Annotated in this window: 27 protein-coding genes and 1 pseudogene; 11 read left to right on the plus strand and 17 right to left on the minus strand. The window is 60.4% G+C overall.

The window, feature by feature from the left end:
- Positions 1-23: 23 nt before the first annotated feature.
- The 3 genes from GTP58_RS26510 to GTP58_RS26520 all read left to right on the plus strand — a co-directional run bounded on the left by GTP58_RS26510 (position 24) and on the right by GTP58_RS26520 (position 1,709).
- Positions 24-236, plus strand: a complete 213-nt coding sequence (locus tag GTP58_RS26510; RefSeq protein ID WP_161080008.1) for a DUF6434 domain-containing protein — start codon at positions 24-26, stop codon at positions 234-236.
- 115 nt (positions 237-351) lie between these two features.
- Positions 352-1,248, plus strand: a complete 897-nt coding sequence (locus GTP58_RS26515; protein ID WP_161080009.1) for a hypothetical protein — start codon at positions 352-354, stop codon at positions 1,246-1,248.
- A gap of 128 nt (positions 1,249-1,376) precedes the next feature.
- Positions 1,377-1,709: a YnfA family protein gene (locus tag GTP58_RS26520; RefSeq protein ID WP_161080010.1), complete on the plus strand. Its 333-nt coding sequence runs from the start codon at positions 1,377-1,379 to the stop codon at positions 1,707-1,709.
- Here GTP58_RS26520 and GTP58_RS26525 read toward each other — a convergent pair whose 3' ends face one another.
- Both GTP58_RS26525 and GTP58_RS26530 read right to left on the minus strand, forming a co-directional pair.
- Positions 1,710-2,483: an anti-sigma factor gene (locus GTP58_RS26525; RefSeq protein ID WP_202413862.1), complete on the minus strand. Its 774-nt coding sequence runs from the start codon at positions 2,481-2,483 to the stop codon at positions 1,710-1,712. It lies immediately after the preceding gene.
- Between the two features lies 1 nt (position 2,484).
- Positions 2,485-3,015, minus strand: a complete 531-nt coding sequence (locus tag GTP58_RS26530; RefSeq protein ID WP_161080012.1) for a sigma-70 family RNA polymerase sigma factor — start codon at positions 3,013-3,015, stop codon at positions 2,485-2,487.
- A gap of 150 nt (positions 3,016-3,165) precedes the next feature.
- Between GTP58_RS26530 and GTP58_RS26535 the strand changes: the two genes are divergently transcribed.
- Together GTP58_RS26535 and GTP58_RS26540 are read left to right on the plus strand one after the other, a co-directional pair.
- Positions 3,166-4,044: a metallophosphoesterase gene (locus GTP58_RS26535; RefSeq protein WP_161080095.1), complete on the plus strand. Its 879-nt coding sequence runs from the start codon at positions 3,166-3,168 to the stop codon at positions 4,042-4,044.
- Between the two features lie 3 nt (positions 4,045-4,047).
- Positions 4,048-4,398, plus strand: coding sequence for a cupredoxin domain-containing protein (locus tag GTP58_RS26540; RefSeq protein ID WP_161080013.1), 351 nt, complete (start codon positions 4,048-4,050; stop codon positions 4,396-4,398).
- A 30-nt stretch (positions 4,399-4,428) separates the two neighbouring features.
- On the opposite strand, the pseudogene GTP58_RS26545 reads toward GTP58_RS26540, so the two are convergent.
- From GTP58_RS26545 to GTP58_RS26565, 5 genes and pseudogenes are all read right to left on the minus strand, one after another.
- Positions 4,429-5,631, minus strand: a pseudogene (locus GTP58_RS26545) (malic enzyme-like NAD(P)-binding protein); the annotation flags it as partial.
- Positions 5,632-5,711: 80 nt separating this feature from the next.
- Positions 5,712-7,007, minus strand: a complete 1,296-nt coding sequence (locus tag GTP58_RS26550; protein WP_161080015.1) for a Glu/Leu/Phe/Val dehydrogenase — start codon at positions 7,005-7,007, stop codon at positions 5,712-5,714.
- Between the two features lie 176 nt (positions 7,008-7,183).
- The gene (locus GTP58_RS26555) at positions 7,184-8,143 is read right to left on the minus strand and encodes a LysR substrate-binding domain-containing protein (protein WP_072786623.1); all 960 of its coding nucleotides are present in this window, start codon (positions 8,141-8,143) and stop codon (positions 7,184-7,186) included.
- Between the two features lie 10 nt (positions 8,144-8,153).
- A complete protein-coding gene (locus GTP58_RS26560) occupies positions 8,154-9,482 on the minus strand; it encodes an MFS transporter (RefSeq protein WP_161080016.1) in 1,329 nt (442 codons plus the stop codon).
- 12 nt (positions 9,483-9,494) lie between these two features.
- On the minus strand, positions 9,495-9,947 hold the full coding sequence (locus tag GTP58_RS26565; protein WP_139260626.1) for a MarR family winged helix-turn-helix transcriptional regulator: 453 nt from the start codon (positions 9,945-9,947) through the stop codon (positions 9,495-9,497).
- 103 nt (positions 9,948-10,050) lie between these two features.
- Here GTP58_RS26565 and GTP58_RS26570 point away from each other — a divergent pair, with 103 nt between their 5' ends.
- The gene (locus tag GTP58_RS26570; RefSeq protein WP_072786625.1) at positions 10,051-10,299 is read left to right on the plus strand and encodes a DUF3297 family protein; all 249 of its coding nucleotides are present in this window, start codon (positions 10,051-10,053) and stop codon (positions 10,297-10,299) included.
- Positions 10,300-10,377: 78 nt separating this feature from the next.
- On the opposite strand, the gene GTP58_RS31155 is transcribed toward GTP58_RS26570, so the two are convergent.
- Complete coding sequence (locus tag GTP58_RS31155; RefSeq protein ID WP_139260627.1) at positions 10,378-10,566, minus strand: hypothetical protein; 189 nt, start codon at positions 10,564-10,566, stop codon at positions 10,378-10,380.
- A gap of 121 nt (positions 10,567-10,687) precedes the next feature.
- Between GTP58_RS31155 and GTP58_RS26575 the strand changes: the two genes are divergently transcribed.
- Complete coding sequence (locus GTP58_RS26575) at positions 10,688-11,422, plus strand: ABC transporter substrate-binding protein (protein ID WP_161080017.1); 735 nt, start codon at positions 10,688-10,690, stop codon at positions 11,420-11,422.
- On the opposite strand, the gene GTP58_RS26580 is transcribed toward GTP58_RS26575, so the two are convergent.
- The 3 genes from GTP58_RS26580 to GTP58_RS26590 form a co-directional block, all read right to left on the minus strand.
- A complete protein-coding gene (locus GTP58_RS26580; RefSeq protein WP_161080018.1) occupies positions 11,415-12,662 on the minus strand; it encodes an MFS transporter in 1,248 nt (415 codons plus the stop codon). The genes GTP58_RS26575 and GTP58_RS26580 overlap by 8 nt on opposite strands.
- 3 nt (positions 12,663-12,665) lie before the next feature.
- Positions 12,666-12,977 (minus strand): hypothetical protein, encoded by a 312-nt coding sequence (locus tag GTP58_RS26585; protein ID WP_202413873.1) that lies wholly within the window; start codon positions 12,975-12,977, stop codon positions 12,666-12,668.
- Positions 12,978-13,056: 79 nt separating this feature from the next.
- Complete coding sequence (locus GTP58_RS26590) at positions 13,057-13,614, minus strand: RNA polymerase sigma factor (protein WP_161080019.1); 558 nt, start codon at positions 13,612-13,614, stop codon at positions 13,057-13,059.
- A gap of 479 nt (positions 13,615-14,093) precedes the next feature.
- Here GTP58_RS26590 and GTP58_RS26595 point away from each other — a divergent pair, with 479 nt between their 5' ends.
- The 3 genes from GTP58_RS26595 to GTP58_RS26605 all read left to right on the plus strand — a co-directional run bounded on the left by GTP58_RS26595 (position 14,094) and on the right by GTP58_RS26605 (position 16,075).
- Entirely contained in the window at positions 14,094-15,248 is a 1,155-nt protein-coding gene (locus tag GTP58_RS26595; protein ID WP_161080020.1) for a hypothetical protein, read from the plus strand.
- A 14-nt stretch (positions 15,249-15,262) separates the two neighbouring features.
- Positions 15,263-15,673: a hypothetical protein gene (locus GTP58_RS26600; RefSeq protein ID WP_161080021.1), complete on the plus strand. Its 411-nt coding sequence runs from the start codon at positions 15,263-15,265 to the stop codon at positions 15,671-15,673.
- Positions 15,674-15,757: 84 nt separating this feature from the next.
- Positions 15,758-16,075, plus strand: a complete 318-nt coding sequence (locus GTP58_RS26605) for an NINE protein (RefSeq protein WP_161080022.1) — start codon at positions 15,758-15,760, stop codon at positions 16,073-16,075.
- 60 nt (positions 16,076-16,135) lie between these two features.
- Here the strand turns inward: GTP58_RS26605 and GTP58_RS26610 are convergent, their stop codons facing one another.
- Positions 16,136-17,557, minus strand: coding sequence for a DEAD/DEAH box helicase (locus tag GTP58_RS26610; protein WP_161080023.1), 1,422 nt, complete (start codon positions 17,555-17,557; stop codon positions 16,136-16,138).
- 307 nt (positions 17,558-17,864) lie between these two features.
- The gene (locus GTP58_RS26615) at positions 17,865-18,392 is read right to left on the minus strand and encodes a cyclic nucleotide-binding domain-containing protein (RefSeq protein WP_161080024.1); all 528 of its coding nucleotides are present in this window, start codon (positions 18,390-18,392) and stop codon (positions 17,865-17,867) included.
- A 234-nt stretch (positions 18,393-18,626) separates the two neighbouring features.
- Here GTP58_RS26615 and GTP58_RS26620 point away from each other — a divergent pair, with 234 nt between their 5' ends.
- Entirely contained in the window at positions 18,627-21,563 is a 2,937-nt protein-coding gene (locus GTP58_RS26620; RefSeq protein WP_161080025.1) for a VIT domain-containing protein, read from the plus strand.
- Between the two features lie 3 nt (positions 21,564-21,566).
- On the opposite strand, the gene GTP58_RS26625 is transcribed toward GTP58_RS26620, so the two are convergent.
- From GTP58_RS26625 to fabI, 4 genes are all read right to left on the minus strand, one after another.
- Entirely contained in the window at positions 21,567-22,346 is a 780-nt protein-coding gene (locus GTP58_RS26625) for a hypothetical protein (protein WP_161080026.1), read from the minus strand.
- On the minus strand, positions 22,343-22,903 hold the full coding sequence (locus GTP58_RS26630; protein ID WP_161080027.1) for a sigma-70 family RNA polymerase sigma factor: 561 nt from the start codon (positions 22,901-22,903) through the stop codon (positions 22,343-22,345). Before GTP58_RS26630 ends, GTP58_RS26625 begins: the two co-directional genes overlap by 4 nt.
- A gap of 48 nt (positions 22,904-22,951) precedes the next feature.
- Positions 22,952-24,037 (minus strand): hypothetical protein, encoded by a 1,086-nt coding sequence (locus GTP58_RS26635; protein WP_161080028.1) that lies wholly within the window; start codon positions 24,035-24,037, stop codon positions 22,952-22,954.
- Positions 24,038-24,111: 74 nt separating this feature from the next.
- Positions 24,112-24,903, minus strand: coding sequence for an enoyl-ACP reductase FabI (gene fabI, locus GTP58_RS26640; RefSeq protein WP_072786638.1), 792 nt, complete (start codon positions 24,901-24,903; stop codon positions 24,112-24,114).
- Positions 24,904-24,939 lie beyond the last annotated feature (36 nt).

A 24,939-nucleotide genomic window follows, 5' to 3' on the forward strand; every position in this document is an offset into this window, starting at 1 on the left:
TGGCATCAGGATGGAGGCGGGCAATGACGTTTGACTGGCATGGCGGAGAGATTACGCGCGCGACGGAAATCGACGCCGGCTACAGGAATACGCAAAACGTCCGGCGCTTTCTTTCTCAACAGTGCGGACCAGATTTCAAGTTTGACCGAGAATTCATGGCGTGGATACGTAGCGGTGTGCCGAAAAACATCGGCGAGCTGGCGGATGAATGGCTACGCCGTCGGCCTCCCGCGTGACAAACTGCGTATTTTCAATAATGCGTATATGTTAACCTCGCCACACTGACGGTCTGCATTTACGGTGTTTGGCCGAGTGATGATGAATGAACGGCAGAAGAGACGAGGTTTATCGATGCAGAACAGGTATATCTGGACTGGGCTGGCGCTTATTCTTGGTATCGGCGTAATCAGCTGGAATGCGATGGCACCGGCTCCTGCTGTGCAAAGTGCTGGTGCGCCGCCGCAGCGCCCGGTGCTTGCAGCGTTCCCCGCCATGGTGCCGCGTCAGTCCGCTCCCCCAACGGAGGAAGATGCGCCGCTCGGTGTGCAGGTAGACCAGCTGATTGCCACGCACGATCCTGACGATGCCTATACGGCCTACTGGCTGATTGCCAACTGCGAGATTTTCAACCGCGATCACGACCGGATGATCTACGATCTGGAGGAAGTCACGCAGAAGCGCAATATGATTCCCTATCGGGGCATGAACGACGGCGAGAAACAGCACGATACCAAACTGTGTGCCGGCATGAATGAACGCATGCGTGTGTCGCGCTTCGATTACCTAGCGATTGCCGTCAAGGCTGGCGTTAGCGGCGCGGCGATACAGATGGCTGCGGAAGGACCGTTTGGCGATCATTCGGCGCTGAAGACGCGGCCCGATGATCCGCTCGTGAAAGAATGGAAGGCGAACGTACTGGAGCAGCTGTCCAAGGAAGCGGACAGTGGCGATCTGTCGACCCTCAATTATCTCTGGGTACAAACCTTGACTGGCGATGAACTGATTGCCAAAGATCCGGCACTGGCCTACCGGTATGCGGTGGCACAGGGCTTCATCTACGGTGAAATTAATGGACCCGAAGCGCTTGAGGCGACCATGTACGCGCCGGAAGGGCAGCTCATGAAAACAGTGGTCGATCTCAGCGCCGAGCAGCGCAGCGCCGAACGCGCCGCAGCACAGCGCATCGCGGACAATGCGCGCGAACGGCACCGGCATGCCGAGAACGCTGCACGACCGGCTGCCGGTTAGCGCAGGCGATTTATTGACAGTGAGTTGAGCGCCATGTCATTTGGCAGCGCAAATCTGGTTGTGTGCATCCCCGGCGAACCCGGGGCGCTGCGCTATCATATGAAGTTCGCCCCCACAGATGTCTTTCAATGATAGATTTCCTTCGACTCTCGACCTTGTTCCTGGTGACTGCGCTTGCTGAAATCGTCGGCTGTTACTTGCCTTGGCTGGTGCTCAAGCAGGGGCGCCCGGTCTGGTTGCTGCTGCCTGCCGCAGTGGCGCTGGCGTTGTTTGCCTGGCTATTGACGCTGCATCCTGCTGCTGCGGGGCGCACCTATGCGGCCTACGGCGGCGCTTACATTTGCGTCGCGCTGCTGTGGCTGCGGTTTGTGGATGGTGTGGCATTGAGCCGTTTTGATGCGATCGGCGCCGTGCTCGCACTGGCCGGGATGGCAGTGATCGCACTGCAGCCCTCGCAGTGATTACATTGACCCCGCCGCCTTTGCGCGCAGCTCGCGCGCAAAATCGGCCAGCTCCTGCGGATTGAGGTCGGAGACGGCGTAGAACATCATGCCCTCCTGCGCCCAGCGCAGCACCTGGAAACCCTGGCGCTGGCCTTGTCGCGTGCCGTGCGGCGCCGATGGCCATACATAGACGTTAATGATGTGCTGGTGATGGCGATACACCAGGGCTGCCACTGGCCGCTGCTGAACGTAATCCAACCGTCCGCCGATCAAGGGATAGCCTTCTGCCGCCAGGTCGTGTACCGGCGGCGAGAAGTCCAGCTTACCGGCGAACCAGGGCTTGACGGTGTGCTGGTCGGTAGACGCAACATCGGCCAGATGGTTGGGCATCAGGGCACGGAAGTGGCTGGCCACCAGTTCCTGTTCTATCAGGGTGTCTGTTGATGGCTGATTCAGGTACAGCGATAAGGTGACGGCAAAGGCGGTGCTGGCCATGGTTGCCAGGCCCAGATTGATCCACGCCCACGACCAGGTCTTCTGCCGCTTTGCTGGACGAGGCAGCGTGGGGCGCTGTGCGGCCAGCGCGGCCTGGATGCGATGGCGCAGATGTGGTGGCGCCTGGTGCTGGCAGGCTTGCGCGGCGATGCGGCGTTGCAGCGCTTCCAGTTCGGTCAGTGCGGCACGGCAGCCGTCGCAATCGTCAAGATGCTCCTGCAGGCGCAATGCAGCGCTGGCGTCCAGTTCAGCGTCCAGGTAAGCCGACATCAGTTCCTGCGTTTGTTGGCAATTCATTTCACTCTCCCGCCACATCAGGCTTCAGGTATGACAGCAGCATCTGGCGTGCGCGGGCCAGACGCGACATCACAGTGCCGATGGGGGCATCGGTCACTTCGGCGATCTGCTTGTATGACAGTTCGTCCATTTCTTTCAGCACCAGCACTTCGCGAAATGCGGTCGGCAGGCGCGCCAGTGCGGCGTTAAGCGTGCGGCTGGCATCGTGGCTGGCGATGATGTCGGCCGGGTCGCCACCATTTTCCTGATCGTGCAGGGACTCGTCGAAACTGACATCGCCGCGTTCGGCCTGGCCGTCGCGCAAGGCGGTGTAGTAGGTGTGGCGCACGATGGTCAGCAGCCATGCGCGCGCGTCGCCACCGCGGAATCCGCCGGCAAAGCGGAATGCGCGCAGGTAGGCGTTCTGCACCAGATCATCCGCATCGTGCTCGTTGCGGGTCAGCCAGCGCGCCAGGTTGTAGGCCGCATCCAGATGGGGCATCGCCAGCGCTTCGAAGCGGGCAGTCTCGTCGTCGTCCAAATACTTGTCCATGTAGTGGTCCAGTGAATGAAGACTCGGCCAGCCACGGTTTTATTCCCGGTTTGCGCGCAAAAAAATAAATAAATTTATTTGGGAATAGCGGCGCCGCGATGCGAGTTTTAGTGGGTAGGTCTTACTACACCACGAGAGGAGCATAACATGATGGATCGCAGAGATTTCCTGCGCCTCGGCGCACTGGGCGGCGGCGCCGTATTTTTGTCCGGGCTGTATGGCCCGGCGCAGGCCGATAGCAGCGTTGACGATTTTTACTTCGTCCAGCTGTCCGATTCGCACTGGGGTTACAAAGGGCCGGCCAATCCGGAGGCGGACAGCACCCTGGTGCAGGCAGTGGCGGCTGTCAATGCACTATCGCAGCCGCCCGAGTTCATTGTTTTCACGGGCGACCTGACCCATACCACGGACGATCCGGCCGAGCGGCGCAAGCGCATGGCGGAATTCAAACGCATCGTCGGTGCGCTGAAAGTGACGCAGGTGCACTTCCTGCCGGGCGAACACGATGCGTCGCTGGACAAGGGCGAGGCCTATCAGGAACACTTCGGTCCTACCCATTACAGCTTTGACCACAAGGGTGTCCACTTCATCGCGCTCGATAACGTCTCTGATCCCGGCGCACGCATCGGCGAGGTGCAACTGGCGTGGTTGAAGCAGGATCTGGCGCAGCAGCCTCAAAACGCTCGCATAGTTGTGCTGACCCATCGACCGTTGTTCGACCTGGCGCCAGCCTGGGACTGGGCTACACGCGACGGCCAGCAGGCAGTGGATCTGCTGCTGCCTTATCCGAACGTGACGGTGTTCTATGGGCATATCCACCAGGAGCATCACCATATGACGGGGCATATCGCCCATCACTCGGCCAAGTCGTTGATCTTCCCGCTGCCGGCGCCCGGTTCGCAGGAGCGGCGCACGCCGCTGCCGTGGGACCCGGCGGCGCCGGGCAAGGGCCTGGGCTTTCGTGAAATCGAGGCGGAGACGGCGCCGGTCGCTTACCAGATCACTGAATTCGCAGCGAGGAAAGGATAAGACATGGCTTCCTATAAACGCAGACTGCTGCTGGCCGCGCCGCTCGCCTTGGTGGTGCTGGCGCATGCCAAAACCCCTGAACGGGTCATCCGGATCGAAGCGCGCAAGTTCCGCTTTTCTCCGAATGTGATCGAGGTGAAGAAGGGTGAGGAGGTGGTGCTGGAGTTGACGGCGGTGGATTTCCCGCACGGTTTCAGCCTGCCGGATTTCAAGGTGCGCGCGGACCTCATCATGGACAAGCCGGTGCGCGTCAAACTAAAACCCGAACAGGCGGGCCAGTTCGGGTTTTTATGCGATAACTTTTGCGGCAGCGGCCATGAGGAGATGGCCGGCACGCTGATCGTTAAAGGCTGATTACAGCAGCGATTCCGCCAGGTCGGTCAGGTCGGCAGCATATTCGGCTTCCACCAGCTGCTTGCGGGCGACGCCGCTGCGGTAGGCTGCGGTGGCGATCTTGGGCGTGACGCCGCTCAGCAGACGTGGGTCCAGCAGACCTGGCACGATGTAGTCCTTGCTGAAGCGGGCATCGCTGCGCGCCATGTCGGCCAGGGCGACAACGCAGGCGCGCTTCATCTCCTGGTTGATGGTAGTCGCACCCGAATCCAGCGCTGCGCGGAACAGGTAAGGGAAGCACAGCGCGTTGTTGATCTGGTTAGGATAGTCCGAACGGCCCGTCGCGATGATGGCGTCTGGCGCGACTTCGCGTACCAGTTCCGGACGCAGTTCAGGCTCCGGATTCGCCAGCGTGAACACGATCGGATGCGCCTTCATGCGCTGGATATCCATTTGCGACAGCACGCCTGGGCCGGAGACGCCCAGGAAGACATCGGCGCCGTCCATCACTTCCGACAGCGTGGTGGCGTTGGTGTCCTGCGCCCATGCGGCCTTTTCGCCGTCCAGGTTGCGCGCGGTGGACAGCACGCCCTTGCTGTCGCAGACGTAGATGTTGTTGCGCTGCGCGCCCAGATCCACCAGCAGTTCCAGGCAGGCGATGGCTGCCGCGCCAGCGCCCGAGCAGACGATCTTGACGGTGGCGATATCGCGGCCGGTCATCTCGATCGCATTCAGCATGCCGGCGCCCACCACGATGGCGGTGCCGTGCTGGTCGTCGTGGAAGACCGGAATCGACAGGCGCTCGCGCAGCTGGCGTTCAATGTAGAAGCACTCGGGCGCCTTGATGTCTTCCAGGTTGATGCCGCCGAAGGTCGGGTGCAGCGCAGCGATGATGTCCACCAGCTTGTCCGGATCGCTCTCGTCGATTTCGATGTCAAACGCGTCGATGCCGGCGAATTTTTTGAACAGCACGACTTTACCTTCCATCACCGGCTTGCCGGCCAGCGCGCCGATATTGCCCAGGCCGAGCACCGCACTGCCGTTGGTGATGACACCGACCAGATTGCCCTTGGCGGTGTACTCGTATGCCTTGGCCGGATCGCGTTTGATTTCCACGCATGGCGCAGCGACGCCAGGCGAGTAAGCCAGCGCCAGGTCTTCCTGCGTGCTCACGCTCTTGGTGATTTCAATGGCGATCTTGCCGGCACTGCCAGCGCGGTGATAGGCAAGGGCTTTTTGTTCAATGGTGGTCATATTCTGTTCCTTACAAATGCGAAAAACGCCTGCACGGCGAAAAAGCCGGTGCAGGCGCAAACTGCTGGGGATTCAGTGGATTATGGATACAGGCCACGTACTTCACGCGCTTGCAGCACGCGGGTGCAGGCGAGGATGAAGGTTGCGGTACGCAGCGTGACTTTCTTGTCCTGCGCAACGGTCCATACAGCATTGAATGCATCCTGCATGATGCGAGTTAAGCGGGCATTAATTTCCTCTTCGGTCCAGAAGAAGCTGGAGAAGTCCTGTACCCATTCGAAGTAGGACACAGTCACGCCGCCGGCGTTGGCCAGCACGTCCGGGCAGATCAGCACGTCCTTGTCGGTCAGGATGTCGTCCGCTTCCGGCGTGGTCGGGCCGTTGGCGCCTTCCAGGATGATCTTGGTGCGGATGCGTGGTGCGTTGGCGGCGGTAATCTGCTGTTCCAGTGCGGCCGGGATCAGGATGTCGGATTCGATATCCCAGAATGCATCGCGGTCCAGGAAGGCTTCTGCGCCCGGGAAGCCAGCGACGCCGCCGGTTTCACCAACGTGCTTGTGCAGCTGGGCGACATTCAGACCGCCTTGATGCACCACGGTGCCGGTGTGATCCTGCACGGCGATGACTTTGGAGCCGGCTTCTGCGAACATGGTTGCTGCCACGCCGCCGACGTTGCCGAAACCTTGAACTGCCACACGGGCGCCAGCAATCGCCACACCGCGCTTGGCGGCAGCTTCGCGGCCTACCACGAACACGCCGCGGCCGGTCGCTTCACGGCGGCCCAGCGAGCCACCCAGCGAGATTGGTTTGCCGGTCACGACGCCGGTCGACAGGTTACCTTCGATCATGGCGTAGGAGTCCATCATCCAGGCCATGACCTGTTCGTTGGTGTTGACGTCCGGTGCAGGGATGTCTTTGTTTGGGCCGATGATCAGGCTGATTTCGCTGGTGTAGCGGCGGGTCAGGCGCTGCAGTTCACCACGCGACAGGGTTTTAGGATCGACACGGATACCGCCCTTGGCGCCACCGTATGGCACGTTCACTGCGGCGTTCTTCACGGTCATCCAGGCCGACAGGGCCATCACTTCTGACAGGGTCACGTCCTGGTGGAAGCGCACGCCGCCTTTGCCTGGACCACGCGACATATTGTGCTGTACGCGATAGCCTTCGTAGTGGGCGATGGTGCCGTCATCGCGCTCGATCGGCACGTCAACGGTCAGGATGCGCTTAGGGCGCTTGAGGGTTTCGACCCAGCGCGACAGGCTACCGAGGTGCGGGGTAACGCGGTCGATTTGCTGCAGGTAGACACCCCATGGGCCGAGGTCTTCGGCGTTGAGGTAGGAAGGCAGTGCGTGTTGTGCTGGTACGGTGGTCATGCTCAAGGCTCCCAAAAATTCGTGGCTGAGCGCCGCTTATGGCGGTGCTCAAGTGGCACGAATCATAGGCTGGGAGTTTCAGGAGCGGCCAATGCTGTATGCGCATTCGGCTATGCAAAAAATGCATAGTTAGGTAACTGGTATGCGAGCGGTCCGTTCCTCTGTCTGAAACCGAGCTACCGCTCGGAAACCGGTACGCGCCGTTTGCGGCCGCCGTTCTGCTGCTGTTCGAGGAATTCCCACAGCCGGTCGACGATGGGTTTGCCGCGCCGGTGCGGCGAGGGCCGCTCGCGGTACAGGCGGATTTCCATTTCGATTTCCCAGTCCGAAGTATCGCCATCGGCGCGCGCCAGCTGCTTTTGCTTGAGTTCACGCGTGACGGCGGATTCGGGCAGGAAGGCGATGCCGCGGCCTTCGAGCGCCATCATCTTGAGGCCTTCGGCCATGTCGGTTTCGTAATGCGGCTCCAGGTGCAGCGGGGTCCGGGTGTCGCTCAGGATCAGTTCCACCATGCGGCCGAGGTAGGCGTTATTTGTGTAGGATAAGAACGGCAGCGGTGCGCGCTTGGTGCCCGGCAGCGTGAATTCGGGCACCTTGTTTTTATCGCAGCGCGCGTAGGCGCGCAGGGATTCGTGGCCCAGCACCAGCATGTCATAGCGGCCCGGATCCAGCTGCACCGGCTGGCGCGGATGGTGATAGCACAGCAGAAGGTCGCAGCCGCCTTCGACCAGCTGCAGCACGGCGTCGTGGACGTTGAGCGCCATCAGACGGCTGCGGATCGGCGCGAAGTCTTCCTCCAGTTTGGTCAGCCACTTCGGCACAAAGGTCAGCGACAGCGTGTGCGGCACGGCCAGGTCGATGCTGGTCTGCGCGGCGGCGCGTTTGGAGCGCAGCATTTCACGCGCGCCGTTGATCTTCGATAGCATCTCCAGCGCCTGTTCGTAGAACACGATGCCGGCCGGCGTCAGACGTGTCGGGTAGGAGGTGCGGTCGATCAGGTCCGTACCGAGCCAGTTTTCCAGCGACTGGATACGGCGCGAAAAAGCGGGCTGCGTCACATGGCGCAGCGCCGCCGAGCGGCTGAAGTTATTGGTCTCCACCAGCGAGATGAAGTCTTCCAGCCATTTGGTTTCCATGCAAAGTCCTTTAGTGTGTCGTCGATGCGATGCTGCGCATGGGCGTGAACAGATACGCGCATGCTGCAAACACGATCAGTATGATGCCACCACCGAGGAACATTTGCGACAGCGAGACGAAAGTCAGCAGCCATCCGGTGCTGGCGGCCGACAACGGCGCCAGTCCCATGAAGATGAACATGAAGATGCTCATGGCGCGGCCCATCATCTGCGGCGGCACGCGGCGCTGTATCCACGTGAAGACGTTGATCTGCATGAAGCCTGCCAGTGCGCCTAGCGACAGCATCAGCAGCGACGCCTGCCACACCGCGTGCACCGCGCCCATTGGCGCCACCAGCAGGCCGGCCAGCGCATCGATCAGCAGGATGGTGGCGCCAAAACTGGCGAAGCGCAGACGTGAACCGAATTTCGCTGCGACGGCCATGCCCAGCAGCGTGCCCGCACCGTGGGCGCCCATGATGATGCCCAGCGTGGAGCCGCCATGCAGCTCGCTGGCCAGCACGGGAATCGCCACCTGCATGGCGCCGCCGATGAACAGCGACACCGTCCCCCAGTAGATAAAGCACATCCGCAGCGGTGTGTCGTCCCACACCATGCGCAGGCCGGCGCCGACGGAGCGCAGCACGGATTGCGGCGCATGCGCGGCGACCGGGGTGCGCAGCACCACCTTGGACAGGGTCCAGGCTGAAACCACGAAGCTGAGGCAGTCAAAGCCGAACGCCAGCGCCAGGCCGCGCGCGTCGCTGACGGCGCCGTTGCCGTTGCCGGCGAGGGCCAGCAGGCCCGCTGCAATCAGGGGACCGACCAGCATCGAAACCTGGCGCATCCCCATCATGACGCCGTTGGCTGCCTGCAGATGTTCCGGCGCGATCGCCAACGGCATCACGGAGGTACCGGACGGCATGCCAAACGCCTGCGCCAGGCCCAGGCCCAGCGCCAGCGCATATATCAGATTCAGCGTCAGCTGCGGCGTCAGGGCGATGGTCAGCGACAGGTCTTCGCTGAGTGCCACGGTCGGCGCCGCGTGCGTGTTCAGCACCAGCAGCGTGAGCAAGGCCAGTAGCACGGCATTGGCGTACTTGCTCAGCATGAGCACGCGCTTGGGCGAATAGCGGTCCACCAGCGCGCCGCCGATCAGGATGAAGATGGCGCGCGGAATACTCATGAGCGCAATCACCAGGCCCAGCGCCAGCGTGTCGCCGGTCAGCTTGAGCACCAGCCAGGGCAGGGCGATCATGGTCAGCTGGTCGCCCAGCACGGAGATGGCGCCGCCGCGCATGAGCCATTTGAAGTTGGGGTCGCGCTTTAACGCCGCGCGCTGCGTTTGGGGATCGGCCATGTGGCCCTCGCTTTAAGAGTTGGAAGCGTTCATGCCGGCGATCAGCGCCAGCGCGTTGCTCAGGTCATCGAACTGCGCGGCCGGACAGCTGCGCAGCAGTTCCTTGCTGATTTGCTCGGCCACGGTGGTGGCGTTGTTGAGCAGTTCGCGGCCGGTGCCGGTGATGGCCGCATACGCCACGCGGGCATCGCGCGGATCTTGCTGGCGTTCGACCAGGCCAATTTTTTCCAGCGGCAGCAGGGTGCGGGTGACGCCCGACGCGGTCAGGCCCTGGCGCTCGGCCAGGTCGACGCGGCGCAGGCGGCCGCCGGGCGAACGGTTCAGGTAATGCAGCAGCATGAAGTCGCTGAAACTGATGCCGTGATAGCCGCCCAGTACCTGGTCCAGGCGGCGTACCAGTGTCGCTTGCGCGCGTGCCAGGCGCAGGGTGAATTCCAGGCTGGCGCTGATGGGAGTGGTGTCCATGACGTGTCCTTAGTTGATGAATGCTTGAATAATACTTGAGTATACAAGTATTGCGCAAGAATTATCGACTGGTCCGTGCAGGGCAAAATGCTATAATTGTGGGATGAACGATACTACTCAACTCCCAGCATTGCCGGATCGTCTGTCGATTGATCCGCGCAGCAAATTCCACGTGGCCGCCGTGTTTGAACACGATATCGGCATCAAGTTCAACGGCAACGAGCGCAACGATGTCGATGAATACTGCATCAGCGAAGGCTGGATCAAGGTTCCTGCCGGTAAGGCGCTGGACCGCAAGGGCAACCCGATGCTGATTAAACTGAAGGGCACTGTCGAAGCGTTTTACCGCTAAGGTTCACGCTACTTCAGAAAAAAGGCCATGTGGCTATGCGGCGGTCTCGACCGTCGCATGGCACACATGGCCTTTTTTTCATTTGTTGGCGTCGCCGCGTAGCTTGTCCAGCATTTCCAGCGTGGATGGCGCGAGATTCATGATCCCATGGTAGGCGCAATACTCGCAAAATGCTTCTTCCGGCGTCATCGCGGCGATACTGTTGTCGGAGTGGCCACGGCGGCGCAGAGCGCGCAGACAGGCAGCATCCATATTTCTGGAATTCATGCACTTCTCCCTTTTGAATCTGATAAGGTTGGTGGTTGGGTACAACTTACTGCAAATATTATAATTCGAAAATAATGCCATGTGGCAACAAAATTGGCTTTTCTTAACTTGTGGAAACAATTTGATACGCAAACTGGCGATGGTGGCCCTGCTCCCGCTCAGTTTGCGGGCCATGGCAGCGGATCCGATGACGGTGGTGACGGAAGAATTTTCGCCGTACAGCTATCTGGCGCAGGGCAAGGTGGTCGGTTATTCCACCGAAGTGGTCAGTGAGGCGCTGCAGCGCGCCGGGCTGACGTACAGCGTGCAGGTTTATCCGTGGGCGCGGGCTTTCCATCTGGCCCGGTCCCAACCGAATGTGCTGATCTTCAGCATTGTGCGTACGCCGGAGCGCGAGGCGCAGTTTCACTGGCTGGCACAGCTGGCGCCTCGCAGCACCTATCTGTACAAGCTGAAAACGCGGTACGACATCCAGGTCAGGACGGTGGACGATTTGCGGCCTTACCGCATTGCCGCGACGCGTGGCGATATTGTGGAAGAGCAGCTGCACCAGTTCGGGCTCACGGCTGACCTGGCGGCCGGGGATGCGTCCAGCATCCGCAAGCTCATGGCGGGGCGCGTGGATCTGATGGTGGCGTCGGAGTTGTCGATCAAGGGCATCTGCGAGCGTACCCAGGTGCGGTGTGCGCTGCTGGAGCGCACCATGCCCATGCCGGGCCTGACGGAATACTATGTGGCGGCCAGCCTGAGTACGCCGGCCGCCACGGTGCAGGCGCTGCGCACCGAGCTGGAAAAACTGAAGAGCTCGGGCTTCATGCAGCGCACTGCGGACAAATACGGCGTATCGCTCAAGTAGCCGCTTGCGGGCGCGGCGCCTGCGCGGCAGGCAGGCCGCGCTGCAAACGCCACAGCAGGGTGGCGGCCGTCAGCGAGGTAACCACCACCACATAGCCGATCTTGTCGAAGTGCTCCAGATGCCCGTCCGGCGCCTGCGTCACGATATGGCCGGCCGCGACCGAGGCCAGGCCGCCCGCCAGTTGCTGAATCGAGGCGCTGATGGCGTTGTAGGAACCGCGCTGGGTCATGCTGGGCACGGTCGACGAAATGGCCTGGAATGGAATCATGCGCGAGAAAATCCCCACGAACAAAACCGAGTTCACCACGATCAGCAGCCACAGCGGAACATGGCCGAGGTGGGTGTAGATGAGCACCATGGCGATCGACAGCGCGGTACCGAACAGGAACACGCGGAACTTGCCGACCGCATCGGCGGCACGGCCGATCAGCGGGCCAATAAAGATGGTGCACAGGCCAGTAACCAGGTACACGGTTGGCAGGTGCTGCAGATCGATGCCCATGTTGTTGACGATGTAGGCGCTGCTGAACGGCATCAGCATGAAGCCGCCCGTGGTCAGCAGCGCGGTCACGCAGAAGGCCAGCAGGTAGCGCTTTTCCGTCACGGTATGGAACAGGTGCATGAACGGGCTGTGTTCCTGCGGCTGGCCCAGGTGCGCGTCCACCGGCTGCATTTTCCAGGCGACCAGCACGCCGCCTGCCAGGCCAAACGCGGCCATGGCCATGAAGGGTACATGCCAGTTCCACTGGTTCGACAGATAGATGCCGGCCGGGATGCCCAGCACCTGGCTGGCGGCAAACGCGGTCTGGATCAGGCCCATGACGCGGCCGCGCATGGCCGGCGGGAACAGGTCGGTCGAGATGGCCAGTACGATGGAGCCGATCACGCCGCCGAACAGGCCGGTGACTACGCGCGCCACCAGCAGGCTTTCAAAGCTCTGCGCCATGCCGCACCAGACTGTGCCCAGGATGAAACCGGTGTAGAAAAACAGCAGCAGCTTCTTGCGGTCGTAGCGGTCGGCAAAGCCAGCCGTGAGCAGGCCGGAAACGCCAGCGCTGAAAGCGTATGCAGAGACCACCAGGCCAAACTGGGCCGGACCGATTTTCAGGTCCGGCATGATGAGCGCGCCCAGCGGCGACATCAGCATGAAGTCCAGGATCACGGCAAACTGCAGGAAGGCCAGCATGGCCACCACGGTTTTCTGGTAGCCGCTGAACGGCGGCGCGGGAGGTTTTGTCATGGATTATTCTTTCGTTGGTTCTTCCGATGGCGCGGCAGCCGGGCGGCAGAAGTTGGCGCGGTGCTTGAAGAACGCCTGGCGTTCTTCCGGTGTCATGGCTTGCCAGCGCTGCCATTGCTCGCGTCGTTCATGCCAGTCGCGATGGCCGCGGAAGCCGCCAAACAGAATCCGGCAGAGTAGCAGCATTCCCACGGCCTGCCAATAATTCACGGCATTGGCGCCGGGGAAGACAGTGGGTATCAGCCAGTTCCATAGCAGCATGACGGCGCCGCCCAGGACGCCGGCGGCGACCAGGATAAACAGCACTTTGAACATCTTGAAACGCCGGTGGTCCATATTGTGGTGCATGCGGTGATGCATACGATCGTGATTGCGGTGCATTACAGTACTCCTTTCATTCTTCGTACATGGCTTGCAGGCGCTGGCGCAGGTAGAGTACGGCGTAGCGTTTGCGAGCCAATAAAGTGTTGATCGAGACGCCGGTTTGCGCGGCCATCTCTTTAAAACTGACGCCATCGAGTTCGTGCGCGACAAACACGTCGCGCTGATTGGCGGGCAATTCGTCCAGCGCGAGCTGCAACTCTTCGAGCAGCAAGGCGCGAGTGTAGGCGGCTTCGGGGCCTGCATCGGGCGAGGGCAGCATCAGGTCGAGACGGCATTCTTCGTCCTCGTCACTGGCTCCCATATCTTCCAGGGCAACTTCCTTCTTTTTACGGAAACGGTCAATGATACGGTTGCGGGCCACGCGGAACAACCATGCGCTGGCTTGTTCGATGGGTTCCGGCAGGTGATAGGCCTGGGTGAACTCGTAGAACACGTCTTGCATGATATCGTCCGCGTCAGTCTGGTCGGCGACGCGGCGGCGGATGAAATGCCACAGCCGCGACCTCTCCCGCAACACGGTGGCCGTGATGTCCTGGTCTTGCTCGGATGTTGTTATTGGTGCAGTCATGGACTGGAAGACGGTTCAGGTGCCGGGATATTGTACGGCTCCGCAAGTTCGTCGGTGGAATGTTCTGAGCTGATCGGCCAGTCCGGGCAGGGCGGCGTTGATTGCGCTTTTCGCCTCGGTCAAATTCCTGAGCAATACGACGGACTGGTTTTGGGCGAAGACGAATTCGCCGACATACACACTTGGAGTTGATGACGCAGCCATTTAAAGCCAATACAACAAGAAGCAGGGGCGTTTTTCTTTTCATGGAATCCAGTGGCAGGACGTCTGATGCCGCTCAGGAGAATGTTGTCAGGATAGCACGACAACGTGGCTGATGGCAGCGCATAAGCATCAAAGTGGCTTTAAATAGCATTTTTGAATAAAACCAATATTACCAACTAATCAATCCATAAATAAGACACTATTTTCAATATTCTTGCCCTTTCTATTTTTCAATAGTAAATTAAAAATCGAATATCTCTTGAGGGAGGGCGAAGATGTACATAGCTAAATTTTCAGCGTTAGCAACATTGACCATCTTTTCAACTGCAGCGTACGCAGTGGACAGCAGTTTCAGCGGATTTTCCCAATTGACGGTTGGCCGGGTTTTAAGCGGCAGCTCTTCCGGTCCCGTTCCCTATCAATTAAATGCCCAGCCTGGATATAGTTATCAATGCCCGTGTTTTACCGGTAATTATGAATACGCCGGGGTCTATGAATATCATAAGGCCGATGTAAAACAGGAGTCGCTGGCCGGCGTCCAGGGCAATTTCAAGTTCACCCCCGATTTGTCCGCTACGGTACAGGTGGTGGCGCGCGGCGCCGACAGCTCCGTCAATGCCGACTGGGCCTACGGCAGCTACAAGATTTCCGACAACCTGACCCTGCAGGCTGGCCGCAAGCGCCTGCCGCTGTATTACTACTCCGATTACATGTATGTGGGCTTCGCCTATCCCTGGCTGCGGCCATCGCAGGATCTGTACGCCTGGCAAATCTACTCCTACGACGGCGCCAATTTGCTGTACACCAGCAACGTCGGCGACTGGACTTACACCGGCAACGTCTGGATCGGCCGGCGCAAAAGTACTGACAACGAATTGCTGGGCAATCTGTATTACTCGACGCGCATCGACGAGAGCTGGAAAAAGATGATCGGCGCTTATCTCGACGCCAGCAACGACATTTTCAGTGTCCGCGGCGTCTACATGCACACGGTCGTGGAGCGTTATTCGGTCATCAATGGCACGCGCTCGCTGGTCATGACGGGCGCCAATGGCGACTTCGTCAATGACGTTGGCCAGGCATTTTATGGCATCTCATTCAATGTGGATTATAAAAACTGGCTGGTGCGAAGCGAGATCAACTATATCAATCGGCCATCGGTAAAAAATACTTATACTGCCCAGTCTTATTCCGGTGGATATAAGATGGATAAACATACATTCTTGCTTTCTTGGTCGCAATTCCAGGAACGTGCAGAATATTGGCCGACCGGCACGGAAAAACATGCGACGACTTCTTTGACTTACCGCTGGGATTTCACCAGTTCACAGGCGCTCAAAGTGCAGTTCGATAAGATCAAGGACAAATCCAAATTCCAGTTCACCGGCGATGCCAACCTGCTGGCGGCATCCTGGCAAATGGTCTTTTAACAGGGAGAGAGTTTATGCGGAAAATTATCCTCTCGACGGCGTTGGTTTGCGCGGCCGTGCTGAGCCAGCCTGCCTTCAGCACCGAAATTGTGGTGGTGGTAAATCCCAAGAATCCGGCCAGCCGCATGTTCTCTGACCAGGCTTCGCAATTCTTCCTGGGGAAGTCGAATATGTTCGTGCCGCTGGATCAGGCGGAAAAGTCGCCGATCCGGGCAGAGTTTTATCAAAAGCTCGCGAATAAAGATGTGTCGCAGGTTAAGGCCGCCTGGGCCAAGATCATCTTTACGGGCAAGGGAGTGATGCCGGTTGAGCTTCATTCAACGGCCGAAGTCAAAAAAGCCGTCGCCGCCGATATCAATGCAATTGGCTATATTGAAAAATCCGCCGTGGATGACACGGTGAAAGCCATATTGACGCTGCCGTGAATTAACCCATCATATCGGTAATGAAAGGCACATAGCTTTTCCGATACTATGTCAATTTGATAATTGACTGGAAGGAAAAGCTCGATGGGGATGGTATTTTGCCGGGGATGTGGTAAAGAAATACATGAGACGGCGCCAACGTGCCCGCATTGCGGCGCACCACAAGGGCAGCCTGTCCGCTCCGGGCCGCCGCGTTCCGACAAGGATTATGCGGTAACGCTGTTGCTGTGCTTCTTTGTCGGCTTCCTTGGCATCCACCGCTTTTACGCCGGCAAAATTGGCACTGGCCTGCTGCAGATGTTTACGTTTGGCGGGCTGGGGATCTGGGCCTTCGTCGACCTGATCTTTGTGGCGCTGGGACGCTTTACTGACAGCGAAGGACGCGAAATCACCTTCCGCTAAATAAAAAACGGCCGCCAGATTGCTCTGGCGGCCGTTTTGCCGTGTGGCTAGCGTAACCGATTAACGGTCGCCGTAGCTGCGACGTGGACGGTCGCTGTTGTACGGGTTGTTGGCTTTGAAGCCTGGACCCTTGTAGCCTTCGCTCGAACCGCTGGCGCCTTCACGGCGCGGTGCGCCACTTGGCTTGCTGAACGAACGCTGGCCTGGCTTGGCGCCGCCACGGTTGTCGCCTGGTTTCCAGCCACCTGGACGCGAGGTGCGTGGTGCGGAACCGGTTTTCTTCGGCTCGTAGCCCTCGACCACATTGACTGGAATCAGCTGCTTGGTGAAACGTTCGATACGTTTCACGTGCATGCCTTCAGCGTGGTTGACCAGCGAGATCGCCAGGCCGTTACGGCCAGCACGGCCGGTACGGCCAATGCGGTGCACGTAATCTTCCGGGAACTTCGGCAGGTCGTAGTTGAATACGTGGGTGATGGTTGGCACGTCGATACCACGTGCGGCAACGTCGGTCGCGATCAGGATCTTGACCTGGCCGCGGCGCAGGCTGTCCAGCGTGCGGTTACGCGCGCCCTGGTGCATGTCGCCATGCAGTGCGGCTGCCGAGAAGCCAGCGATGTTCAGACGGTCGGCGATGGTGTCAGCGTCACGCTTGGTGGCGGTGAAGACCACAGCCTGGTCCAGCGACTCGTCGCGCAGCAGATGGTCCAGCAGGCGGTTCTTGTGCGACAGGTCGTCGACGAAGTGCACGCGCTGGGTGATGTTTTCATGCTTGTTGGCCGAGCTCACGATCTGAATGATCTGTGGCTCTTTGGTGATGCGGCGTGCCATGTTGCCGACAACGCCATCCAGCGTGGCCGAGAACAGCATGGTCTGACGGGTCGCCGGGGTGGCTTCAACGATTTTTTCGATGTCGTCGATGAAACCCATGTCCAGCATGCGGTCGGCTTCGTCCAGCACCAGGATTTCCAGTTGCGAGAAGTCGATCTTGCCCGATTCCATGTGGTCGATCAGACGGCCTGGGGTAGCGACCAGAATCTCTGGATTCTTGGCCAGCAGTTGCATCTGCTTAGGATATGGCATACCGCCCAGGATCGACACGGCCTTGATGCGGCGCAGGTTGACGCTGTACTTGTCGGTATTGGTCGTGACTTGCAGGGCCAGTTCACGGGTTGGGGTCAGTACCAGCATTTTTGGCTGGGCTGCTTTGAAACGTGGACGCTCGCCGCGGGCGCGGGAAGCTTGCATTTCTTGATTAGGGGTTTTGCCGGCAGCAGCCGGTTCAATTGCGGCCAAACGGTGCAGCGACGGCAGCATGAAGGCTGCAGTCTTGCCGGAACCGGTTTGCGAGGAAACCAACAGATCCTTGCCTGCGATCGCGGCAGGCACAGCCTGCTGCTGAACTGGGGTCGGCGCGGTGTAGCCGGCGTCGGTCAGGGCTTTGATGATGGACGTGTTGAGACCTAGTGCTTCAAATGTCATGCTTTTCTTTCGTAAAAATCAGCGTCCACGCAATTGCGGAACGCGAAATAGCAACGCCTACCAAAACGAAATGACTCAATCAGAATCGAAAGAACTTTCGGCACAAAAGCTTTGCGCCGGGACGGTGTCAGATCAACGACACCAGAGGCGGGAGGGCTTTATAAGGGCATCTGAACGATGCGCTGTGAGGCTTGCGTAGCTGCTTAACTATCACTGGCTGAAGAATCGGTAGCGTTTTGCTATTCACCGATATAGAGAATTCAGCGCAAGGCCGGTATTATGCCCTAGTTTGCTTCACTTGTATAGTTTAGCTGGCCATGCGTTTCAATAATCGCTCAAAGCGCATGCTGGCCAGGTGGGCCTTTTCCAGCAAGGCTTCGCTGATCTCATCGACTTGGGCGTCGCCGGGCTGGCTCAGGCCGCCGTAGCCGTAGCGGCGCGTGGTCTGGCGCATGCGTGCCGACATGAAGACGGACAGCGCGCGGTAGAAGCGGGCGGCAAACGCCGCGTCGGTGTCCAGTTTTTCACGCAGGCGCACGTGCGAGACGCGCAGTGCGGAAGCGCCTTCGTTGGCGCGCACGGACGCGGTGGTGCGCGCCGGATCGACCAGCGACATTTCGCCGATGACTTCGCCGCTGCTGAGTTCCGCCACCAGCTCGCCGTTGCTAGCCAGCACGGAGAACGTGCCGTCCAGCACGAAGTACACGCTGTCGGGCTGGCCGCCGTAAGGGATCAGTTCCGCGCCCACAGGGTAGCGCAGGCGATCGCCGGCATTGGCGAGCCATTCCACATCGTCATCCAGCAATTCGCTGAGGATAAAAAGCACTTTGCGCATAGGCGCACGCTCAGGCACTGCGGAGCGTGCAATGGACGGCATCATATTCACGGTAAGACCCTAGTTTGACTATTATTTTCTCGGCAAGTATAACGGGGTATTTTGGCCTTGTAAAATTGGAAATAAATTAACATTAATGCTTTTTTATGTTATTTGTTTCAATTTGTAAAATGGAAACCCCATTTGTGCCGCTGCTTCGATCAATCCTGCATGTTGAATAAAAAGGAGGTCGATATGTGGACGAAATTCATGGCGGCATGCCTGCTGCTGGCGGCCGGAGCGGCGCAGGCGCAGCGGATAACGCCGCCTTTATTGCCGCCGATGCTGCCGATGCCGCCGATGCCGCCGCTGATCGTGGTGCAGGGCGCCGAGCAGCCGGTACGCTTGCAAAGCCTGAAGGTGGACGCCGCGCTCGGAGGCGGCATGGCGCAGACCACGCTGCGCATGGTGTTCTTCAATCCCGACCATCGGCCGCTGGAAGGGCGCTTGCAGTTTCCGCTGTTGCCGGGGCAGCAGATCAGTGGGTTTTCGCTGGATCTGGAAGGGAAGATGCGCGCGGCGGTGCCGGTGGAAAAAGCACGCGGCCGCCAGATCCTGGAGGCGATCGAGCGCACGCGGGCCGATCCGGCACTGCTGGAGCAAACGCAGGGGAATAATTTTCAGCTGCGGATTTTCCCTATCCCTGCGCAAGGCACGCGCACCGTGGAGTTGACCTATACCGAGGCGCTGAATCGCGAAGGCAGCAACTGGGCTTATCGTTTGCCGCTGGCTTGTGGCGAGCTGGCGGACGGCATCGCGCTGCGCGTGACGGTGGCTGGCGCTGCTGCGCCCCTGGCCAGCGGCAGCATCGGCGATATTGTTTTCGCGCGCAGCGGCGACGGCTACGCGGCGCAGCTCGTGCGCGCCAACTATGCGGCGAGCGGCACGTTGAAGCTGCTGGTTCCGGCCAGTGCCGAGCCGCAGACCTATGTCCAGCAGTTTGGCGGTGAGACCTTTTTCCTGGCCGAAATTCCGCTATCGGACCAGCGCACGCCGCGGGCGCTGCCCAAAGTAGTGGGGCTGTTGTGGGATAGCTCGGGCTCCGGTGCGAACCGCCAGCGCGAAGCGGAGCTGCTGGAGCTGGATCGCTACTTCAAGGCGTTGGGCAATGCGGAGGTGCGTCTGACGCGCTTGCGTGATCGCGCCGAGGCGACGCAACGCTTCCGCATTGTCAACGGCGATTGGCAGTCCTTGCGCACGGCGCTGCAGGACACTATCTACGATGGCGCCAGCGCGCTGGCGGACTGGCAGCCGCAATCCGATGTGAACGAATATCTGCTGGTCAGCGACGGCCTGCTGAATTACGGCGGCAAAAAATTCCCGCAGCTGTCGCCGCGCCAGCGCTTGTATGCACTGAGTTCGGCTGTGTCTGCGGATACCAGCCGTCTGTCGGCATTGGCCGAGCGGAATGGCGGCAAGCTGGTGACGGTGCAAACGGATCGTCCTGGCGCTGCAGCCGAGGTGCTGCTGACGGATGGTGTGCAAGTACGCGGTATCAGCGCAACCGGTGCAACGGAAGTGCTGACGGACGACGGCCAGCAAGGCATGCTGCGGGTGACCGGCAAGCTGGTTGCGCCCGCAGCGCATGTGACGCTGGATCTGGTGCGGCACGGCCTGGCGTCGCCGCTGACGCTGGACGTCTCGGCGCAAGCGCCGGCGCATCCGATGGCGGGCCGCGTGTGGGCCGGGCGCAAGCTGCATCAGCTGGACGCGGACTATGAGCTGAACCGCGCGGCCATCCGTCGTCTTGGCGCGCAGTTTGGCATGCCAACGCGTGAGACGTCCCTGCTGGTGCTGGAGCGGCTGGAAGACTATGTGCGCTACGATGTGCCGCCGCCGGCCGAACTGCAGGCGGCCTTTGATGCGCTCAAGAGCGTGCGCGGCGCGGCGTTGACACAGCGTCGCGGCAAGCAGATGGAGCGTGTCGTGCAACTGTTTGAGCAGAAGCTCGCCTGGTGGAACGGCAGCTCCCCCAAGCTGCCACCGAAGCCGCTGGAACGCGAGACCGTCGCTGCGGGTGCGTGGGAACCGATGCTACCCGCGCCTGCACCTGTAGCAGTTCCGGCACCGGCGCCGGCCATCGCGATGCCGTTTGCGGAAGCCGCGCCACTTCAGCGCGCGCCGTCCTTCGGCGCCAGCGCGCCTGCGATGCGCTTTGTGGAGGCCAGCGATGCGCAGCGTGCGGCGGCGGGCGCCGGCCGCGACAAGAGCGCAGGCGAGATTGCCGTCAGCTTGAAGCGCTGGGACTCCAACGCCCAATACATCGCCCGCATGAAAGCCGCCACTACCGATCAGCTGTACGCGATCTATCTCGATGAACGCCCGTCCTATCTGAACAGCAGTGCCTTTTACATCGATGTGGCGGACCTGCTGCTGGAACGCGGCAAGCGTGAGCTGGCATTGCGCGTGTTGTCCAATCTGGCGGAGATGGACCTGGAAAACCGCCAGATACTGCGCATACTCGGCTACCGCCTGCTGCAGGCAGGCCAGCCGGATCTAGCCGTCCCGATATTCGAGAAAGTGCGCGAACTGGCTGAGGAGGAACCGCAATCCTTCCGTGACCTGGGCCTGGCTTATGCTGCCGTGGGCCGCACCCAGGACGCCATCGATCAATTGTATGAAGTGGTGACGCGCCCTTGGGATGGCCGCTTTGCGGAGATTGAGCTGATCGCGCTGGCGGACATGAACGCTCTGATTGCTGCTCCGCCGCGCAAGGTGAAGCTGGATACCAGCCGTATCGATCCGCGCCTGTTGAAGAACATGCCGCTTGATTTGCGGGTGGTATTGACTTGGGATGCCGATGACAGCGATATGGATTTGTGGGTGACCGATCCCACCGGTGAGCGCTGCTTCTACGGCAATCGCATGACGCCGCAGGGTGGCCGCTTGTCGCTGGACTTCACGGGCGGCTACGGGCCGGAGGAGTTTTCGCTGCGCCGCGCGATGCCGGGCAAATACAAGGTGGAGGCGAACTTTTTTGGCGCGCATCGGCAGGTAGTGGCGGGAGCGACCACCTTGCAGCTGAAGCTGACCAGCGGCTTTGGCCGCACCGGTTCACGCGATCAGATGGTGACGGTGCGCCTGCAAGGCCGGGGTGAGACGGTGCTGGTGGGTGAGTTTGAAGTGAAGTAGCATTTATTCGATGGCAGCGATCTGCCTGGCCAGGGCTTCCGGCACGGGATAGTCCGGATAGGCCAGGCGGAATTTTTTCCATTCCGCCAGCGCGTCGCTGCGCAAGTCGGCTTTCAGCATTTCGTCGATGGCGTGCAGCCAGGCGGCGGCTTGCGCATCAGGCGCAGGCGGCGCGATGGGGGCGGCACTTGGGCGGGCGACGATGGGCGCAGGGGCTGCTGCGGCGCCGAAGGATGGCGCAGCAAAGCGATGCGCAGTCACCGCATCGGTGACTGGCGCGGCAGGCTGCGCTGCCATGACAGGTGCCGGTGCAGGTGCAGCGGCAGGTGCGGGCAGTGGTGTCCACGCTTCCTCGGCGGCTGGTGCTGCTGGTGCAGGTGCTGCATGCACGCGTTTGTCGCTCACGATGGCGGCCGGCTTGGGTGGTGCAGTAACGGTTATTTCTGGCGACGCGGCGCGCACCGGGGCATGTGGCGCCGAAGCAGTGACCTGCGCGGGCTCCGCATATTCGCCGCGCTGCCACTCCAGTGTCAACAGCAAAGTGCCGACCACGCTGGCAGCCAACGCCAGCGGCATGCGCCAGCGCGCCATATTGGCGGCAGGCCGCTGGCGCATCGCCTGCTCCTGCGCCAGCTTTCCTTCAATCGACGCCATAATCGCCGTGTCCAGATGCGCCGGCGATTCGGGCTGCTTTAGTGCCGACAAATGGCGAGACAGCGCATCACGACCCGCCATGAAATCGTCGAGTTCGTCATCCAGCTTTTGATCATCGTGGCGCGTCATGCCTGCTCCTCCTGGGCGGCCATCCCATTCGATAACTGCTCGCGTAATTTTCGCATGGCGTAGCGCAGCCTGCTTTTGACGGTTTCAATCGGAGCGCTGGTCAGCGCCGCAATTTCCTCCAGCGATAGACCGCTGAACTGCTGCAGCACCAGGGCTTCCTTCTGCTCACCCGGCAGTGCGCGGATAGCCCGGTGCAGCGCCGCGTTCAATTGCTGCGTTTCCAGCATCGCCTCGGCCGCAGGCACCTCGCTTTCCAGGTCGGGCGCATCATCGGTCGATAACTGCGGCGACTGGCGCTGCAAATCGATCAGCCGGTTGCGCGCGATCTGGTACAGAAACGTGCGGAAAGTGGCCGTGACCTGATAGCGCTCGCGCGCTTGATGCAGCGCGATCCAGCTTTCCTGCGCCACCTCGTCCACCCAGTCCCTGCGCGGCGAGCGCCACGCGACAAACCGGTACAAGCCACGCTGATGGCGTTGGTACAGTTCGCGGAACGCCGCCACATCGCCACCCGCGTAGCGCAGCATCAGGGTTTCATCGGATGGATCGGTTGACATGCTGGCCAGTGTAGCGAGATCGTCACCACGCCGCAATGGGCAAGCTGTTTAGCGGGGCAGTGCAGCCAGGATGGCCTGCACGCGCTGCTTGCCCAGCGCCGACATAAACGGGAGTATGTCCCGATATGGCAGTGTCACTGCTTGCACGCATTCCTTAAAGTCGCGGCGGGCAAACGGCAGGAAGACCAGGCCTTGCGCGGTTGGATAAATTTGACGATCTTCCAGCGTGAACGTGACTTGCGCACTGCATTCCGGATTCGGATGACTGTAGGCCTGCCACAGGAGCTGCGATAACGTTCCCGCGTAGGTGGCTCTTTCGCTTGCCACTTCATACTGGCTGGCGATGATGGCGTCCGGATCGACGAGCCAGTCCACGGTGTGCTGTTGCTGGCCGGTGTTGAGATCAATGGTGAGGCTCTGCTCTTCGTCACTCATGTAGTCCTGCTCGCATGCGCGCTGGCGATGCTTGAGGATGACCGCGAAGTCCTGGTTCAGCATTACCAGTTCGTCTTCGTAGCGCGGTATGGCAAGCCGGGTGCGGTCCTTGAGCCACCGGAGTGCACGGCATTCCAAAGCTGTTTCATAGGCACTGGTCAGATGTGCTTCCAGGCCGATATTGATATGACCAATCTCTGCCGCCTCGCCGAGAAAGCGCAAGCTGCGGCGGTTAGCGACACCTGCAATGCCGATGACTTCATACGGTGCTTTGCCTGAGCGGCTCGTACTGATGGTTTCGACCGCAACATCAATGATGCCGTAGTAGCCAGATGGCGCGACCTGTCCTGTCAATGGCAGGGACAAGCGGCCGTCAGCCGTACGCCATGTGCCACGGAGGGGCTGATTCAGTGCACACTCCAGCGTCAGCGTGCCTAATACGGCACCTGCACTATTCACGGCCTGCCAGCCGCCGCTGGCCTGATCGGGCAGCAGGAAATTGTCCTCTGGATTAATGCCGGCGTGATAGCGGCCAGCCAGTTGACCTTCCGCTCCTAGCCACGGGCCAAATGTCATCTCGATCGGCGTATCATCGATGGCGCCCAGCCAGACGTTTTCAAGGCAGTGGCCCTGCGCCTGCGCGGCGGGCGATAGCAGGAAGGTGGCGAGGAGAGTGGTCAGCAGTGGCCGTATCATCATGTTCTTGGGTAGCGGGGAATAAAAAAACGCCCTGCGGAGAGGGCGTTTTCGCGAGGGTGAGGCTGGCCGACTGCTTAGGTGTAGTCTTCCGCGTTCAGGCCCATGACGTGCGAGAAGCCGCCGTCAACGTAGGTGATTTCGCCGGTGATGCCCGATGCCAGATCCGACAGCAGGAAGGCGGCGGTGTTGCCCACTTCTTCGATGGTGACGTTGCGGCGCAGCGGCGCGTGCGAGGCGGCAAAGCCCAGCAGCTTGCCGAAGTCCTTGATGCCTGAGGCGGCCAAGGTCTTGATCGGGCCAGCCGAAATGCCGTTCGAGCGGATGCCTTGCTTGCCCAGGTTTTCAGCCAGGTAGCGTACCGACGCTTCCAGCGATGCCTTGGCCAGGCCCATGGTGTTGTAGTAAGGGATGGCGCGCACTGCACCCAGGTAGGACAGGGTCAGCACCGACGAACCTTCTTTGAGCAGCGGCAGCGCAGCCTTGGTCAGTGCCGGGAAGCTGTACGCCGAAATGTCATGGGCGATACGGAAGTTTTCGCGGGTCAGGCCGTCCAGGAATTCACCGGCGATGGCTTCGCGCGGCGCAAAGCCGATGGCGTGGACCAGGCCGTCCAGTTGCGACCAGCTCTTGGCCAGGTCGGCGAACAGCGCGGTGATCTGCTCGTCGCTCGAGACGTCGCAGTCGAATACCAGGTTGCTGCCGAATTCAGCGGCAAATTCCGTGATGCGGTCTTTGAAACGCTCGCCAACATAGGTGAACGCCAGTTCAGCGCCTTCGCGTTTGCAGGCTTGGGCGATGCCGTAAGCGATGGAACGGTTCGACAGCAAACCAGTGATAAGGATTTTTTTGCCTTGCAAGAACGCCATAAGGACTCCGATTGCAACTGCGCGCACTGGCTGCCC

Source organism: Duganella sp. CY15W, from assembly GCF_009857555.1.
Lineage (GTDB): Bacteria > Pseudomonadota > Gammaproteobacteria > Burkholderiales > Burkholderiaceae_D > Rugamonas > Rugamonas sacchari.

What these genes read in the sequence shown, in the direction of transcription:
- GTP58_RS26510 (WP_161080008.1), top strand. Translation starts at nt 24, where the DNA reads ATGACGTTTGACTGGCATGGCGGAGAGATTACGCGCGCGACGGAAATC.
- GTP58_RS26515 (WP_161080009.1), top strand. Translation starts at nt 352, where the DNA reads ATGCAGAACAGGTATATCTGGACTGGGCTGGCGCTTATTCTTGGTATC.
- GTP58_RS26520 (WP_161080010.1), top strand. Translation starts at nt 1,377, where the DNA reads ATGATAGATTTCCTTCGACTCTCGACCTTGTTCCTGGTGACTGCGCTT.
- GTP58_RS26525 (WP_202413862.1), bottom strand. Translation starts at nt 2,483, where the DNA reads ATGAATTGCCAACAAACGCAGGAACTGATGTCGGCTTACCTGGACGCT.
- GTP58_RS26530 (WP_161080012.1), bottom strand. Translation starts at nt 3,015, where the DNA reads ATGGACAAGTATTTGGACGACGACGAGACTGCCCGCTTCGAAGCGCTG.
- GTP58_RS26535 (WP_161080095.1), top strand. Translation starts at nt 3,166, where the DNA reads ATGGATCGCAGAGATTTCCTGCGCCTCGGCGCACTGGGCGGCGGCGCC.
- GTP58_RS26540 (WP_161080013.1), top strand. Translation starts at nt 4,048, where the DNA reads ATGGCTTCCTATAAACGCAGACTGCTGCTGGCCGCGCCGCTCGCCTTG.
- GTP58_RS26550 (WP_161080015.1), bottom strand. Translation starts at nt 7,007, where the DNA reads ATGACCACCGTACCAGCACAACACGCACTGCCTTCCTACCTCAACGCC.
- GTP58_RS26555 (WP_072786623.1), bottom strand. Translation starts at nt 8,143, where the DNA reads ATGGAAACCAAATGGCTGGAAGACTTCATCTCGCTGGTGGAGACCAAT.
- GTP58_RS26560 (WP_161080016.1), bottom strand. Translation starts at nt 9,482, where the DNA reads ATGGCCGATCCCCAAACGCAGCGCGCGGCGTTAAAGCGCGACCCCAAC.
- GTP58_RS26565 (WP_139260626.1), bottom strand. Translation starts at nt 9,947, where the DNA reads ATGGACACCACTCCCATCAGCGCCAGCCTGGAATTCACCCTGCGCCTG.
- GTP58_RS26570 (WP_072786625.1), top strand. Translation starts at nt 10,051, where the DNA reads ATGAACGATACTACTCAACTCCCAGCATTGCCGGATCGTCTGTCGATT.
- GTP58_RS31155 (WP_139260627.1), bottom strand. Translation starts at nt 10,566, where the DNA reads ATGAATTCCAGAAATATGGATGCTGCCTGTCTGCGCGCTCTGCGCCGC.
- GTP58_RS26580 (WP_161080018.1), bottom strand. Translation starts at nt 12,662, where the DNA reads ATGACAAAACCTCCCGCGCCGCCGTTCAGCGGCTACCAGAAAACCGTG.
- GTP58_RS26585 (WP_202413873.1), bottom strand. Translation starts at nt 12,977, where the DNA reads ATGTTCAAAGTGCTGTTTATCCTGGTCGCCGCCGGCGTCCTGGGCGGC.
- GTP58_RS26590 (WP_161080019.1), bottom strand. Translation starts at nt 13,614, where the DNA reads ATGACTGCACCAATAACAACATCCGAGCAAGACCAGGACATCACGGCC.
- GTP58_RS26595 (WP_161080020.1), top strand. Translation starts at nt 14,094, where the DNA reads ATGTACATAGCTAAATTTTCAGCGTTAGCAACATTGACCATCTTTTCA.
- GTP58_RS26600 (WP_161080021.1), top strand. Translation starts at nt 15,263, where the DNA reads ATGCGGAAAATTATCCTCTCGACGGCGTTGGTTTGCGCGGCCGTGCTG.
- GTP58_RS26605 (WP_161080022.1), top strand. Translation starts at nt 15,758, where the DNA reads ATGGGGATGGTATTTTGCCGGGGATGTGGTAAAGAAATACATGAGACG.
- GTP58_RS26610 (WP_161080023.1), bottom strand. Translation starts at nt 17,557, where the DNA reads ATGACATTTGAAGCACTAGGTCTCAACACGTCCATCATCAAAGCCCTG.
- GTP58_RS26615 (WP_161080024.1), bottom strand. Translation starts at nt 18,392, where the DNA reads ATGCGCAAAGTGCTTTTTATCCTCAGCGAATTGCTGGATGACGATGTG.
- GTP58_RS26620 (WP_161080025.1), top strand. Translation starts at nt 18,627, where the DNA reads ATGTGGACGAAATTCATGGCGGCATGCCTGCTGCTGGCGGCCGGAGCG.
- GTP58_RS26625 (WP_161080026.1), bottom strand. Translation starts at nt 22,346, where the DNA reads ATGACGCGCCACGATGATCAAAAGCTGGATGACGAACTCGACGATTTC.
- GTP58_RS26630 (WP_161080027.1), bottom strand. Translation starts at nt 22,903, where the DNA reads ATGTCAACCGATCCATCCGATGAAACCCTGATGCTGCGCTACGCGGGT.
- GTP58_RS26635 (WP_161080028.1), bottom strand. Translation starts at nt 24,037, where the DNA reads ATGATGATACGGCCACTGCTGACCACTCTCCTCGCCACCTTCCTGCTA.
- fabI (WP_072786638.1), bottom strand. Translation starts at nt 24,903, where the DNA reads ATGGCGTTCTTGCAAGGCAAAAAAATCCTTATCACTGGTTTGCTGTCG.